Source organism: Streptomyces sp. Wb2n-11 (assembly GCF_001049855.1).
Lineage (GTDB): Bacteria > Actinomycetota > Actinomycetes > Streptomycetales > Streptomycetaceae > Streptomyces > Streptomyces altiplanensis.
In genome coordinates this window covers 3,337,386-3,351,759 of record NZ_CVPB01000001.1, presented here as the reverse complement: position 1 = coordinate 3,351,759, position 14,374 = coordinate 3,337,386, and the positions used below count along the sequence as shown (strand labels likewise).

Sequence of the window (14,374 nt, the reverse complement as noted above, 5' to 3'; positions counted from 1 at the left end):
GCCCGAGAGGCCCATCGCGACGCTTCGTGGCGGGAGTTTCCGCTCTCCCGCGCACGCGTGGGGACGCTGGGAACCGGGAAACCCCCAAAACCGACTGCTCCTGATGTGACGGGTGCTCACCCGCCCGGCCGCGCTCGCGACTGCGGCGGCGTACGCACGCTGGGCCTGGCCGGGAGCGCCCAAGCCACCGAGACGTTCGTGGGACCGCGAGCGTGCCCGTCGTGCCGTCAACTCGGTGTTCCGGCGCATCGTTGGGGAAGATCACGGCCCGCAGACGGTCCACTGAGGCCCGGGCGGCCCTTGGACTGCGCTTTTGCGCAGGCAAGGGCCGTTCGCATCCGGGGCGGTGCGTATCGGGGCGCATCCTCCTGGGAGGGCTGCGTAAAGTGCTTGCGGTCATCGATTGGAGAAGTTGTTGGACGCGGTCGAGTTCCCTCTCAGTGCTCGGGTGCGGCGGGCCCGGCGATGGCTCGTGGCCACGAGCGCGGCGAGCGCCGTACTCGTGGGAGCCGCCGTGGCGTCCATGGTTGCCGGCGCCGCCGGCTGGGTGTCGGTGTCACGGGCGATCCAGGCGGGTCTGGTGCTGGTGACGCTGTTCGTGCTGCCCGTCGCATGGGTGGGAGTGCACGCTGTGTGGGCGCTGCGCGGGCGGGCCGAGCTGTTCATCGCCGCCGGAAGGCACCCGCGGCGGCGTCCCACCGACCGACAGTTGGTCGACCACCTGCGCAACGAGCACCCGCTCACGCCACTGTGGTGGATGGTTTCCGTCCTCGGCGGCCTCGGCGCGCTCTGCCTCGGGTTCGCGCTTCCGTTCGCCCTGGCGGACGGCGCCGTACTCGCCGGTGTGCTCCTCGGGACCGGGCTCGCCGTGTCCCTGGCCGCCCTGCCCCTGGCCGTGTCCGGTATCCGCCGCGCCGCCCGTCAGGGGGCGGAGGACCAAAGGCGGCGTGCCGAGCTGTGGTCCCTGCCCACCGCCGTCGAACGCCGGCTCACGATCCCTCTCCTCGGCGTCAGCGACGGGGGACACCTCGGAGCCTGAACAATCGTTGGGAAAGAGCACGGCCCGCAGACGGCCCAGTGGTGTGCGAACGGCCCCTGACCTGCACATATATGCAGGTCAGGGGCCGTTCCTTCGATAGAACCCTCTGAAGTTGCTCAAGTCTGCTTTGGCGCCGGAGCGCCGAGGGCATCACCCGGTCACGCAAGACACGGAAGAAGCGAGCACCTCGCTTCGGGGGACCGGAAGGACGGTGGGGGCCGTGGGGATCGTGGGATTCGGCCTGCTGGTGATCGTGGTGCTGGCGATCGTGGGACTGACCGCGCTCGCGGGGAAGCGCGGCCGGGGATCGGGCGGCCGCTACAGCGGTGGCGGCAGCTGGTGGGAGGGCAGTCAGAACGACGGTTCGTCCTGGGGCGGCGGTGGCGGTTGCGGCGGTGGTGGAGGGGGCGGCGGAGGCGACTGACACGGGGCCGTCGCCTCCGCCGCCACCGCGGGACGAAGCCTTCGCTCCGCGTACCGCGACAGCACCGCGCAGAACGTCAGACCCACGCGCCCGGCAGGTGAACTCCCGCCGGGCGCTTTCCTGTTGAACAGTTGAACCGGGTGGTCACCCGGGGGATGGAAACCACGTCAAGTTGGGTAAAAGCGCTGTGACGGCAGCACTCACCGTGATTCCCTCGCTGTCGAGAACACCAGCCCTCGGACCTCATGTGGACCCGAGCAGGCGGTCCCCGAATTCCCCCACGCACCCCCGGGTGACCCCTGTCCGCCTTTCTGAACGCCTGTTTGCGGAGCCCACTCATGCTCACGACCCTCAAGACCGCCTACACCGACACGCGCGCCGCCGATCTGGCCTGGGCGCTGGGGCGCGAGCCGCTGCCGGCCCTCGCCGTCCTCGACCTGCAACTGAACGGCGCGATAATCCAGTTGAGGCTCCTCGGGGCCTCCCACCAAGTGCTTCTGGAGGGGGACGAAAGTTTCTGTTCCGAGACGGTCGCCTGCATGGCCGACACCAGTACGCCGTTGCCACTGGGTGTGGCCAAACGGGTCGGAACGTGGGAGTACGAATTCGCCGCCCGCGTGGAGACGCTCTCCCGGAGGCAGTTCGCGGGCCGGGCGCAGGAACTCCTCGCGCTCGTCGCCGACCACCCCCACGGCCTGGCGGGTACGTTTCCCGGCAGTCCGCACGCGTTCACGGCGATGCTGGCGCAGCGGTGCGAGGGCCAGGTGCGGTGGCGCACCTGGCACGCGTACCCGCAGGAGGGCCGACTGGTGGCGACGCGATCACGGGTCGGCGCACGTATGCATGCGTCCCTGTAAGTGCACTCCCATGGGTGACGTGCGGTCAGCTTCTTGTGACGTAGCGTTCCCATGGTGATCGATGCACCTGTGCCGCTTTCGGCGCCGGAAGCCCCGGCGGCCCTGCCTGTGCGTCCGCGGACCGGCCGTTTCCTGGTGCTCGGTGTGGTCTTCGTCTGCGCCGCGTGCGGTCTCGTGTACGAACTCGAACTGGTCGCCCTCGCGTCGTACCTGATCGGCGACTCCGTCACCCAGGCGTCCGTCGTGCTCTCGGTGATGGTCTTCGCGATGGGCATCGGCTCGCTGCTCGCCAAGCGGCTGCGGTGCCGTGCCGCGGTCGGGTTCGGCCTGATGGAGGCCGCGCTGGCACTGGTCGGCGGCGCCTCGGCGCTGGTGCTCTACGCGACGTTCGCCTGGCTCGGCGGGGCACGGTACGTCCTGGTCGGCTTCTCGCTGGCCATCGGGGTGCTCATCGGCGCCGAGATCCCGCTGCTGATGACGCTGATCCAGCGCGTGGCCCGGCGCGGGGAGGGCCGGGACACGAGCGGCGACGTGGCGGACCTCTTCGCCGCGGACTACGTCGGGGCGCTGGCCGGCGGACTCGCCTTCCCGTTCCTCCTGCTGCCGCTGTGCGGACAGCTGACCGGGGCACTGCTGACCGGGGCGGTCAACACGGTGGCGGGCGGGGCGCTGGTGCTGTGGCTCTTCCGGCGCGAACTGACGCGGCGCGAGCGCTGCCTGCTGGTCGTCGCGAACACGGTGGTGCTGGCGCTGCTCGCCACCGCGACGGTCCTCGTCGGCGACTTCGAGCGGGCGGTACGGCGGGCGGTGTACGGGGAAGGGGTGCGAGTCGCCGTGCAGACGGACGTGCAGGAGATCGTCGTCACCAGCGGCCCGGACGGGCGGCTCGACGTCTTCCTCGACGGGCGGCTGCGGGTCAGCGGCCGCGACCAGCACCGCTACCACGAGGCGCTGGTCCACCCCGCGATGCGCGGACGCCACGCGCGCGTGGTGATCCTGGGCGGCGGCGACGGGCTGGCGGCGCGGGAGGTGCTGCGCTACCCGGACGTGGAGTCGCTCACGGTGGTGGAGCTGGACCCGGACCTCGTCGGGCTGGCCCGTGACGACCCCGCCCTGTCGGCGCTGAACGGAGGAGCCCACCGGGACCCGCGGCTGCGGGTCGAGACCGCCGACGCGTTCACCTGGCTGCGGTACGAGGGACAGGGCCGGCGGCCGTACGACGTGGTCATCTCGGACCTGCCCGACCCCGGCATCACACCGAGCACGAAGCTGTACTCCCAGGAGTTCTTCGGGCTGGCGTCACGCGTCCTGGCGAGCGGCGGACGGATGGCCGTCCACGCGGGGCCGCTGGCGACCCGGCCGCGGGTCTACTGGACGGTCGACGCGACGCTGCGGGCCGCGGGGTTGCGGACGCGTCCGTACCGTACGACCGGCCGCCTCTCCGGCTTCGTCGGGGGCCCCGACCGCGACCCGGGCACGGCGGTGGCCCCGCACGACTGGGGCTTCGTACTCGCCGCGCGGGACGCGCGCCCCGGCCTCGGCCTCGCGGCCGACGCCCCCCGGCTGCGGTCGCTGACACCGGCGGTGCTCCGGGCCGGGGAGCGGTCGGCACAGGAGGCGCGGGTGCCGGGAGCGGTGGCGTCGACCCTGGTGCACCCGCGGTACGCGCACTGACCGCCCGTGGCACCCGCCGGATCACTTGTGCGGATTCCTCGCAGGGGCGGGTGCGGGCGGGCATGCGTGAGTAGGCTCGGGTCCCATGGAGCATGAAGTGTTCGTTCCGGTTCCGGCAGAGGCCCTGCGACACGCGCTGGGGGACCCCGCCCGGGTCGCGCGCTGCGTGCCCGGCCTCCAGCAGGACGCCGACGAGGCGTCCGGTCCGCTCACCGGGCGGCTGAGGGTCCGCATCGGCGGTCACACGATCACGTACCGGGGAACCCTGCGGGTCACCGGCCGCCCTGACGGCACCTTCGCCGTCGAGGGCGAGGGCACGGAGGTCCGTGGCACGGGGGCGGTCAAGGTGGTGCTGACGGCACGGCTGAAGGAGGCCGACGGCGGTACGACGGTGACGTACACGGGCACGGCGAGCGGCGAGGGCCGCATCGCGGAGCTCGACGCGCCGGCGACGCTGTCCGCGTCCCACCGCCTGCTGGACCGCTTCACCACCCGCCTGGCGGAAACCCCGGCCGGCGGCACGCGGGCGGACGCGCGCACGGCGGGCGACGCCGACCCCGGCCCCGGTTCCGGCCCGGCCGAGGCCGACGCCGGGGTCGGCGCCGATGCCGATGCCGAAGGGGGCGGCGAGCCGCGGCCGTCGGTCTTCGACACCGAGGTGCCGCCGCCGTCGCTGGATCCGCAGGCCGACGTACCCGGCCTGGAGGACGTGCCCGGGGTCCCCTCGCCGGCGGAGCCGCCGGCCGAGGCGGCCCATGCGCGGCGCACCATGATCGGCCGCAGTGCGGAGGAGGTCGACCACGCGCCGCCGCGCGGGCGGTACGCCCCGGTCCCCGCCCCGCAGTCGACGTCGACGACCGACACCCTGCGCTGGGTCGCCCCCGCCGCCGCACTCGTGCTGGCCTCGGCGGTCGTGGTGGGACGGGTGCTGCGGCGCAGGCGCTGAGCCCCGGCGGCGGTGGAACGCGGTGCGACAGCGCCGTCGCGCACGCCCCGCCGGGCGGCAGACCTTAGGGTCGGGAACGTGAGCACCCAAGAGACGCGACTGGCGGCGGGCGACGCCGAGCTGACCATCGCCCAGGACAACGGCTGCCGCATCACCGGCCTGCGCATCGGCGGAACCGAACTGCTGCGGCAGGGGGAGCGGTACGGCTGCTTCCCGATGGTGCCGTGGTGCGGGCGCATCGACCACGGCAGGTTCCTCAGCGGCGCGACCCTGCACCAGATGCCCCTCAACTCCCCGCCCCACGCGATCCACGGCACGGGCCGGGACACCGCCTGGCACACGGCCCGCGCCGAGAAGAGCGAGGCCGCGTTCACGTACGACCTGGCCGACCCGTGGCCGTACCAGGGCCGGGTCACCCAGGCCTTCGGGCTGACCGGGGACTCCCTCACCCTGACGATGGGGGTCGAGACGTACAGCGACTCCTTCCCGGCGCAGGCCGGCTGGCACCCCTGGTTCCTCCGCAACCTCGGCGGGGAGGACGTGCGGATCGACTTCACCCCCGCCTGGCAGGAGGAGCGCGGCGACGACCACCTCCCCACCGGGCGGCGGACCGAGCCCCGGCCCGGCCCGTGGGACGACTGCTTCGGGATGCCGGACGGCGTGGACGTCACGCTCACCTGGCCGGGGCAGCTGGAGCTGAGGGTGACCAGCCGCGCCGAGTGGGTCGTCGTGTACGACGAGCAGGCCGAAGCGGTGTGCGTGGAGCCGCAGACCGGGCCGCCGAACGGGCTCAACACGATGCCGCGGTACGTGACCCCCATCGAGCCGCTGGAGACCGAGACCACCTGGACCTGGCGGCGGCTGTGACACGGCGGCGGCGACGACGGCTTTAAGCTCATGGGCATGACTGACGTACGTGGTGAGCTGCTCCAGCAGATCAAGGACAAGGCCGTGGTGCACGGCAAGGTGACCCTGTCTTCGGGGATCGAAGCCGACTGGTACATCGACCTGCGCCGGATCACGCTGGACGGCGAGGCCGCGCCGATGGTCGGCCAGGTGATGCTCGACGCCACCGCCGAGCTGGACTACGACTGCGTGGGCGGTCTGACGCTGGGCGCCGACCCGGTGGCCACCTCCATGCTGCACGCGTCGCACGCGCGCGGGCAGCGGCTCGACGCCTTCGTCGTCCGCAAGGCGGGCAAGGCGCACGGCATGCAGCGCCGCATCGAGGGCACGGACGTCAAGGGCCGCCGCTGCCTGGTCGTCGAGGACGTCTCGACGACCGGCGGCTCGCCGCTGACCGCCGTCGAGGCGGTCCGCGAGGCGGGCGGCGAGGTCGTCGGTGTCGCGGTGATCGTGGAGCGGGGCGCGGCCCCGAAGATCGCGGAGGCGGGCCTTCCGTACGTCAACGCCTACTCGCTGGAGGAACTCGGGCTCGCGTAACCGCGACCCGCAGCCACCCTGACCTGCGTGTTCGTTCGAGGGCGGATTGTTTCATGTGAAACGGTCCGCCCTTCCCCCATGTCCGGACCGTACGCAGGGTGGAGCCGCGGCGAGAGTCTGGAAAGATAGGGGCGACGATGACGTCGCCCCCAGGTCAGGGCCCAGCACCACACACCCGCACGTCATAAGGAGCGGACAGATGCCCATCGCAACCCCCGAGGTCTACAACGAGATGCTCGACCGGGCGAAGGCAGGCAAGTTCGCCTACCCGGCCATCAACGTGACCTCGACCCAGACCTTGCACGCGGCACTGCGCGGATTCGCGGAGGCCGAGAGCGACGGCATCATCCAGATCTCCACCGGTGGCGCCGAGTTCCTGGGCGGCCAGTACTCCAAGGACATGGTGACCGGCGCCGTCGCGCTGGCCGAGTTCGCGCACATCGTCGCCGAGAAGTACCCGGTGACGATCGCGCTGCACACGGACCACTGCCCCAAGGACAAGCTGGACACGTACGTGCGTCCGCTGATCGACGTGTCGGCCGAGCGCGTCGCCAAGGGTCTGAACCCGCTCTTCCAGTCGCACATGTGGGACGGCTCCGCCGAGACCCTCGCCGACAACCTGGCCATCGGCCAGGAACTGCTCGCGAAGGCCGCCGCCGCGAAGATCATCCTTGAGGTCGAGATCACCCCGACCGGCGGCGAGGAGGACGGCGTCACCCACGAGATCAACGACGAGCTCTACACGACCGTCGACGACGCGCTGCGCACCGCCGAGGCGCTGGGCCTGGGCGAGAAGGGCCGCTACCTGCTGGCCGCCTCGTTCGGCAACGTGCACGGCGTCTACAAGCCGGGCAACGTCGTGCTCCGCCCCGAGCTGCTGAAGGACCTCCAGGAGGGCGTGGGCGAGAAGTACGGCAAGACGTCCCCGTTCGACTTCGTCTTCCACGGCGGCTCCGGCTCCACGGCCGAGGAGATCGCCACCGCGCTGGAGAACGGCGTCGTGAAGATGAACCTCGACACCGACACCCAGTACGCCTTCACCCGCCCGATCGCGGACCACATGTTCCGCAACTACGACGGCGTCCTGAAGGTCGACGGCGAGGTCGGCTCGAAGAAGACGTACGACCCGCGCACCTGGGGCAAGCTGGCCGAGGCGTCGATGGCCAAGCGCGTCACCGAGGCGTGCGCGAACCTGCGCTCCACCGGCACGAAGCTGAAGTAGGCGCGATCGCACTGCGCGGCGTCCGCGCAGTGCGGTGCGGTGTGTACGCCGGGCCCGGCACCCCTCCCCGAGGGGTGCCGGGCCCGGCGGCGTCGTGCCGGCCGGGGACACGTCCGCGGGGCGCTCCGCGCGGCGGCCGGTGCCCCCTGGCGGCGGCCGCGCCGCGCGCCAGGCAGACTGGGGCCCATGGCCATTCACCAAGACCTGCTCGGGGGACCGCCCCCGACCCACCTGCCCGACGACCCGGAGCCGCGCGAGCTGCTCGCGAACGGCACGGCGCCGTCCGACGTCGCCGCGAAGTACCCCGCGTCCTCGCTCGCCTGGGCCCAGCTCGCCGACGAGGCGTTCGAGAACGGCCGGGTCGTCGAGTCGTACGCCTACGCCCGCACCGGCTACCACCGCGGCCTCGACGCGCTGCGCCGCGCCGGCTGGAAGGGCCACGGCCCCGTGCCGTGGGACCACGAGCCGAACCGCGGCTTCCTGCGCGCGCTGCACGCGCTCGCCCGCGCCGCGCAGTCGATCGGTGAGCAGGAGGAGTACGAGCGCTGCTCGTCCTTCCTGCGGGACTCGTCCCCGGCGGCGGCCGACACCCTCGGCTGACCAGGGGTGACAGCCGCGGAGGCCCGTGCCGTCAGGCGCGGGCCTCCCGCGTTCCGCGGCTACGTCTTATGATGCCGGGAAGGGACCGGGGCTCCGTAGCCACAAGGAAGGGGCGGACCGCTACCTGGAAGTTCGTGTCGAGGAGACAGCGATGTCACAAAACCCCGATGCCCAGGCGGCAGGTTCGGACACCCCGAACCTCGATTTCGCGGGCACCACCCCCTACGAGGACTACGTCCAGGCGGACGTCCTCACCCACCTCCAGCACCCCCTCTCCGACGACCCCGGGGAGATGGTCTTCCTGGTGACGACCCAGGTCATGGAGTTGTGGTTCACCGTCATCGTCCACGAGTGGGAAACCGCGGCGAAGGCGCTCGGACAGGACGACCTGCGGGTCGCCACGGACGCGCTCAAGCGCTCCCTGCGCGAACTGGAGGCCCTCAACGCCTCCTGGCGGCCGCTCGCCCACCTCACCCCCGCGCAGTTCAACTCGTACCGCAGCGCGCTCGGCGAGGGCTCCGGATTCCAGTCCGCGATGTACCGGCGGATGGAGTTCCTGCTCGGCGACAAGTCCGCCTCGATGCTCGTCCCGCACCGCGGTGCGCCGCGCGTGCACGCCGAGCTGGAGAAGGCGCTGCACGAGCCGAGCCTGTACGACGAAACGCTGCGGCTGCTCGCACGGCGCGGTCTGCCGGTGCCCGACTCCGTGCTCGATCGCGACCTGTCGCAGAAGTACGAGCCCTCGCCCGAGGTCGAAGCGGTCTGGACCGAGATCTACCAGGGCGACCAGAACGCCGAACTGGTACGCCTGGGCGAGCTGCTGACCGACGTCGGCGAGCTGGTGTGGCGATGGCGCAACGACCACCTCGTCGCGACCCGGCGCGCCATGGGCTCCAAGGTCGGCACCGGCGGCTCCGCCGGTGTGGCCTGGCTGGAGAAGCGCGCCACGAAGAACGTCTTCCCCGAGCTCTGGACGGCCCGTAGCCATGTCTGATTCCACCGGTTTCCCGAACTCCGCGGACCTTCAGGAGCGGGCGGCCGCGCTCGACTCCGCCGACGGTCTCGCCAAGCACCGCGAGCTGTTCGCGCTCGACGACGAGGGCATCTACCTGGACGGCAACTCGCTGGGCGCGCTGCCGCGCCACGTGCCGGAGCGGATGGCCGACGTCATCACCCGGCAGTGGGGCGAGATGCGCATCCGCTCCTGGGACGAGAGCGGCTGGTGGGCCGCGCCCGAGCGGATCGGCGACCGGATAGCACCGCTCGTCGGCGCGGCCGCGGGCCGGATCGTGGCCGGCGACTCCACAAGTGTCAACGTCTTCAAGGCGGTTGTGGGTGCGGTCCGGCTGGCGCCGGAGGCCAGGGACGAGATCCTCGTCGACGCCTCGACCTTCCCCACGGACGGCTACATCGCCGAGTCCGCGGCCCGGATGACGGGCCGCCGGGTCGTCCCCGTCGCCCCCGAGGACCTCGCGGCCGCCCTCGGCCCGCGTACCGCCGTGGCCCTCGTCAACCACGTCGACTACCGCACGGGCCGCCTCCAGGACCTGCCGGGACTCACCGCCGCCGCCCACGCGGCCGGGGCGCTGACGGTCTGGGACCTGTGCCACAGCGCGGGCGCGCTGCCGGTCGGGCTCGACGCGCACGGCGTCGACTTCGCGGTCGGCTGCACGTACAAGTACCTCAACGGCGGTCCCGGCGCGCCCGCCTACCTGTACGTCGCGCAGCGCCACCAGGCCGCCTTCGACTCCCCGCTGCCGGGCTGGCACTCGCACGTCGACCCCTTCGGCATGACGCCCGGCTACGCCCCGGCGGACGGTGCGGCGCGGGGCCGGGTCGGTACCCCCGACATCCTGTCGATGCTGGCGCTGGAGGCCGCGCTCGACGTGTGGGAGGGCGTCGCCGTCGAGGACGTGCGCGAGAAGTCGCTCGCTCTGACGGACTTCTTCCTGGAGTGCGTGGACAGCTACGCGCCCGCGGGCCGGGTCACTTCGGTGACCCCGGCCCCGCACCACGAGCGCGGCAGCCAGGTCTCGCTGCGGTGCGAGGACGGTGTGGACGCGGGCGAGGTCATGCGGGAGCTGATCGCGCGCGGAGTGGTGGGCGATTTCCGCCGCCCCGACGTGCTGCGCTTCGGCTTCACACCGCTGTACGTCGGCTTCGCGGACGCGGAGCGGGCGGCCCGGGAGCTGGGCCAGGTCCTGCGTCGCCTCGCGGGTGAGGACCTGGGAGAAGCGCGGGCCTGAGGGCTGGTAGCGTCCCGACACCTGGATCGATGGGCTGTACGCACCGAAGGGTTGGTCCCCGCATGCCGGACCCCTCAGCCGAACGGGACGCTGTCGAGGCGGAGTCGGCCTTCTCCCACGCGGCGGTCGTGCCCGACGCGACCGCCGCGTACGGCGAACACCCCGATCAGGTGGTCGACTTCTACGCGCCGCGCGACGGCCGGGACCGGGCCCCGCTCGTCGTCGTCCTGCACGGCGGCGCCTGGCGGGCCCGGTACGACCGGCAGCACATCACGCCGTTCGCGGACTTCCTGGCCCGCCGGGGCTTCGCCGTCGCCAACGTCGAGTACCGGCGGGGCGGGGAGCCGCCGCGCCGGCACGGTGGGGAAGGCCCGGTGGCGGGGCGCTGGCCGGAGACGTTCGACGACGTGGCCGCGGCGATGGACCTGCTGCCCGGTCTCGTACGGGAGGCCCTGCCCGGCGCCGACATCCGGCGCACCGTCCTCACGGGCCACTCGGCCGGCGGTCACCTCGCGCTGTGGGCGGCCGCCCGGCACGTACTGCCCCCCGACGCGCCGTGGCACCTGCCGGCGGCGCCCGCGCTGCGCGGCGTCGTCGCGCTCGCGCCGATCGCGGACTTCGGGACCGCGCGCGAGCTGGACGTGTGCGCGGGGGCGGCCGTCGAGTTCGTAGGCGGCAAGGAGGACTTCGACGAGCGCAGGCCGTACGCCGATCCGGCCGCGCTGCTGCCGACCGGTATCGCCACGGTCCTGGTGCAGGGCCGCACCGACGTCGTCGTACCGCAGGCGGTCGCCGAGGCCTACACCGACGCGGCGGTGAAGGCGGGTGAGCCGGTCTGGCTGACCCTGCTGGAGGACGTCGGGCACTTCCCGCTGATCGACCCGGCGGCGGACGCGTGCGCGGTGGTCGCGGAGGAGATCGAGCAACTCGCGTACTGAGCACCGGTCGCGTCGTTCTTGCGGACAGGAGCTGTCCGCAAGGGTTCCTACGGTGGTGGAAGAAGCCGAGCCAAGGAGCCTGCAATGACGTTTCTCGTGACCGGAGCGACAGGGACCGTGGGCCGCCAGGTGGTCGCCGAACTGCTCCGCAGGGGCGAGCGGGTGCGGGCGCTGACCCGTGACCCGGCGAAGGCGGACCTCCCGGCCGGGGTCGAGACCGTACGCGGAGACCTGACCGACCCCGAGACGCTGGTCCCCGCGCTGGAAGGCGTCACGGGCCTGCACCTGATCACGTTCGGGGGAGCGTACTTCGCGCCGCTGACCACGGGCCCCGAGATCGTCGCACTGGCGGCGAAGGCGGGCGTACGGCGCATCACGGTCCTCAACGGGGGCGGCCCGACCCCGCTCCAGGACGCGGTGGAGGCCGGGGACGTGGACTGGACCCTGGTCATGCCGGTCGAGTTCATGGCCAACACGCTGGAGTGGGCGGAGGCGATCCGTACCCAGGACGAGGTGGCGGAGCCCTTCGTCGACCGGGTCAGCGCGATGGTCCACGAGGCCGACATCGGCGCGGTCGCGGCGGTGGCGCTCGCCGAGGACGGGCACGCGGGGCGCACGTACCTGATCACCGGTCCCGAGGCGCTGACCGTCCGCGACAAGGTGCGGGTGCTGGCGGCGGCGCGCGGCCGGGAGATCGGCCTGACCGAGCTGAGCGCGGAGCAGGCGGCCGAGCGCTGGCGGCGGGCGGGGACGGACCCGGAGACCGTCGCCTTCCTGCTGGACGTGTACGGGAACACCCCGCCGGAGGGCCGCACCGTCGTCGACACGGTCGAGCGGGTCACGGGGCGCCCGGCACGCACCTTCGCCGAGTGGGCGGCGGACCACGCGGAGTCCTTCCGGGTGCGGGACTGACGGGGGGCGCGTAGTACCTGGGACGGACGCGGGAGGATCCCCACGGGGGCGGACGCCCGCGGCCGTCCGGGCGCCTACCGTTTCGTACGTGACCGAGAAGACCCGCAGTCCCGAGTTCCGCCTGGTCCAGGGCGCACTGAGCGGCCTCCGCCAGGACCTCATCCACGACGCCTTCGCCTACCGGCCGCTGCTGCCGATGCGTACGGACGGGCCGCTCACCCGGCGGTTGCCGAAGCGGATACGCACGTACGCGGCCTGGACGCCGCACGCCGTGGTGGTGGGGCTGGCGATGGTCGTGATGCTGATCTCCGCCGTAGCCGCCGACAGCGCGGGGAGTGCCCTCGCCGCGGCCATGTCCGGCTTCATCCCGGCCGCCGCGCTGGTGATGACGCTGGTCAGACCGGCCGGTGCCTGGTGGGTCTCGCTGCTGTCCACACCCGTCGTCGGCGCGCTCGGCCACTCCTGGGGCGGCTGGCCCTGGACGCCGTCCTCCTTCGTCGCGCACATCGGCGTGATGGTCGTGGTCGCGGCCAGGACCCGGCCGCGCACCGCGGCCTGGATGTGGGCGAGCACGGCGGTGTACGCCCTGTTCGCCGAGACGTTCCTGGGCTTCGGCTACGGCACGGACAGCCCGCAGATGCTGTTCTTCTCCGCACTCGCGCTGCTCGTCGTCACCGTGCTGCACGTCCGCAGGGAGGCGAAGGAGGAGGTCACCGTCCAGAAGACCGTCACCGCCGTGGAGCGCGACCGGCGCACGCTGCTGGAGGAGCGGACGACGATCGCCCGCGAACTGCACGACGTCGTCGCGCACCACATGTCGGTGGTCGCGATCCAGGCGGAGGCCGCCCCGTACCGGGTCGAGAACCCGCCGCCCGAGCTGGAGCAGGCCTTCGTGACGATCCGCGAGAACGCGGTGGCGGCGCTGACCGAGCTGCGGCGCGTGCTGGGCGTCGTACGGGCGGAGGACTACGAGGCGCCGGACGCTCCGCAGCCGACACTGGCCGACCTCGACAGGCTGCTCACCAACGTCCGGGACGCGGGCCTGACGGTGGACAAGACCGTCACGGGCGCGGTGCGCGAACTGCCGCAGGGCGTCGAGCTCTCGGCGTACCGGATCATCCAGGAGGCGCTGAGCAACGCCCTGCGCCACGCGCCGGGCGCGACGGCGAAGGTGGAGGTGTCGTACGTGCTGGGGGGCCTGGGGCTGCGGATCGTGAACACACCGCCGCAGGGGCCGGCCAAGCCGTCGCCCGGGGCCGGTCACGGGATCACGGGGATGCGTGAACGGGTGTCGATGCTGAACGGGGAGATGACGGCGCAGGAGACGGTGGACGGCGGCTACGAGGTCGCGGTCTTCGTTCCGGTGGCACCGGCCCCGGCCGAGGTCGCGCCGGAGCCGGCGTCATGACCGTCCGCGTACTGATCGTCGACGACCAGGTCATGGTCCGCGAGGGCTTCACGGTCCTCCTGAACGCGATGCCGGGGATCGAGGTCGTCGGTGAGGCGGTGAACGGCCGCGAGGCGATCGCGCAGGTCGCGGCGTTGCGGCCGGACGTCGTCCTGATGGACATCCGCATGCCGGAGCTGAACGGCATCGAGGCGACGCGCGAGATCGTCGCCGCCGACGCGGACGCGAAGGTGCTGGTCCTGACGACGTTCGACCTGGACGAGTACGTCTACCAGGCGCTGCGGGCCGGCGCGTCCGGCTTCCTCCTCAAGGACGCCTCGGCGCGCCAGCTGGCCGAAGGGGTGCGGGTGGTGGCGGCCGGGGAGGCGCTGCTGGCCCCGGCGGTCACCAAGCGTCTGATCTCGGAGTTCTCGAAGCTGGCGGAGGCCCCGCGCCCGCCCGCGCTCGCCCAGTTCGGCGATCTGACGGAACGCGAGACGGAGGTCCTGGTCCTGATCGCCCAGGGCCTGTCGAACGCGGAGATCGCGTCGCACCTGGTGGTGGCCGAGTCCACGATCAAGACACACGTGAGCCGTGTCCTGGTGAAGCTGGGGCTGCGGGACCGCACCCAGGCGGCGGTGTTCGCGTACGAGGCGCGGCTGGTCACGCCGGGGTAGGCGATCACT

15 protein-coding genes are annotated in these 14,374 nt (G+C 72.5%); all 15 read left to right on the top strand.

Features of this window, described 5'->3' with window-relative positions; translation table 11 throughout:
* Positions 1-403 precede the first annotated feature (403 nt).
* The 15 genes from BN1555_RS15215 to BN1555_RS15145 all read left to right on the top strand — a co-directional run bounded on the left by BN1555_RS15215 (position 404) and on the right by BN1555_RS15145 (position 14,365).
* The gene (locus BN1555_RS15215; protein WP_141662855.1) at positions 404-1,039 is read left to right on the top strand and encodes a hypothetical protein; all 636 of its coding nucleotides are present in this window, start codon (positions 404-406) and stop codon (positions 1,037-1,039) included.
* A gap of 220 nt (positions 1,040-1,259) precedes the next feature.
* On the top strand, positions 1,260-1,463 hold the full coding sequence (locus BN1555_RS15210; RefSeq protein WP_176710043.1) for a hypothetical protein: 204 nt from the start codon (positions 1,260-1,262) through the stop codon (positions 1,461-1,463).
* A 338-nt stretch (positions 1,464-1,801) separates the two neighbouring features.
* Complete coding sequence (locus BN1555_RS15205; protein ID WP_093799887.1) at positions 1,802-2,320, top strand: DUF2617 family protein; 519 nt, start codon at positions 1,802-1,804, stop codon at positions 2,318-2,320.
* A gap of 54 nt (positions 2,321-2,374) precedes the next feature.
* The gene (locus BN1555_RS15200) at positions 2,375-3,994 is read left to right on the top strand and encodes a polyamine aminopropyltransferase (RefSeq protein WP_255306045.1); all 1,620 of its coding nucleotides are present in this window, start codon (positions 2,375-2,377) and stop codon (positions 3,992-3,994) included.
* A gap of 85 nt (positions 3,995-4,079) precedes the next feature.
* The gene (locus BN1555_RS15195) at positions 4,080-4,940 is read left to right on the top strand and encodes an SRPBCC domain-containing protein (RefSeq protein WP_093799885.1); all 861 of its coding nucleotides are present in this window, start codon (positions 4,080-4,082) and stop codon (positions 4,938-4,940) included.
* Positions 4,941-5,018: 78 nt separating this feature from the next.
* A complete protein-coding gene (locus BN1555_RS15190; RefSeq protein ID WP_093799884.1) occupies positions 5,019-5,807 on the top strand; it encodes an aldose epimerase family protein in 789 nt (262 codons plus the stop codon).
* A gap of 36 nt (positions 5,808-5,843) precedes the next feature.
* Positions 5,844-6,383, top strand: coding sequence for an orotate phosphoribosyltransferase (pyrE, locus tag BN1555_RS15185; RefSeq protein ID WP_093803415.1), 540 nt, complete (start codon positions 5,844-5,846; stop codon positions 6,381-6,383).
* 199 nt (positions 6,384-6,582) lie between these two features.
* Positions 6,583-7,605 carry a class II fructose-bisphosphate aldolase gene (gene fbaA, locus BN1555_RS15180; RefSeq protein WP_093799883.1) on the top strand — a complete coding sequence of 341 codons (1,023 nt, stop codon included), beginning with the start codon at positions 6,583-6,585 and terminating at the stop codon, positions 7,603-7,605.
* Positions 7,606-7,791: 186 nt separating this feature from the next.
* On the top strand, positions 7,792-8,205 hold the full coding sequence (locus BN1555_RS15175) for a DUF3151 domain-containing protein (RefSeq protein WP_093799882.1): 414 nt from the start codon (positions 7,792-7,794) through the stop codon (positions 8,203-8,205).
* A 151-nt stretch (positions 8,206-8,356) separates the two neighbouring features.
* Entirely contained in the window at positions 8,357-9,199 is an 843-nt protein-coding gene (locus BN1555_RS15170; protein ID WP_093799881.1) for a tryptophan 2,3-dioxygenase family protein, read from the top strand.
* Positions 9,192-10,451, top strand: coding sequence for a kynureninase (gene kynU, locus BN1555_RS15165; RefSeq protein WP_093799880.1), 1,260 nt, complete (start codon positions 9,192-9,194; stop codon positions 10,449-10,451). Before BN1555_RS15170 ends, kynU begins: the two co-directional genes overlap by 8 nt.
* A 62-nt stretch (positions 10,452-10,513) precedes the next feature.
* Positions 10,514-11,389, top strand: coding sequence for an alpha/beta hydrolase (locus BN1555_RS15160; RefSeq protein ID WP_093799879.1), 876 nt, complete (start codon positions 10,514-10,516; stop codon positions 11,387-11,389).
* 84 nt (positions 11,390-11,473) lie between these two features.
* Positions 11,474-12,301: an NAD(P)H-binding protein gene (locus tag BN1555_RS15155; protein ID WP_093799878.1), complete on the top strand. Its 828-nt coding sequence runs from the start codon at positions 11,474-11,476 to the stop codon at positions 12,299-12,301.
* Positions 12,302-12,389: 88 nt separating this feature from the next.
* Positions 12,390-13,709, top strand: coding sequence for a sensor histidine kinase (locus BN1555_RS15150; protein WP_093799877.1), 1,320 nt, complete (start codon positions 12,390-12,392; stop codon positions 13,707-13,709).
* Positions 13,706-14,365 (top strand): response regulator, encoded by a 660-nt coding sequence (locus BN1555_RS15145; protein ID WP_093799876.1) that lies wholly within the window; start codon positions 13,706-13,708, stop codon positions 14,363-14,365. The genes BN1555_RS15150 and BN1555_RS15145 overlap by 4 nt, the downstream gene beginning before the upstream one ends.
* Positions 14,366-14,374 lie beyond the last annotated feature (9 nt).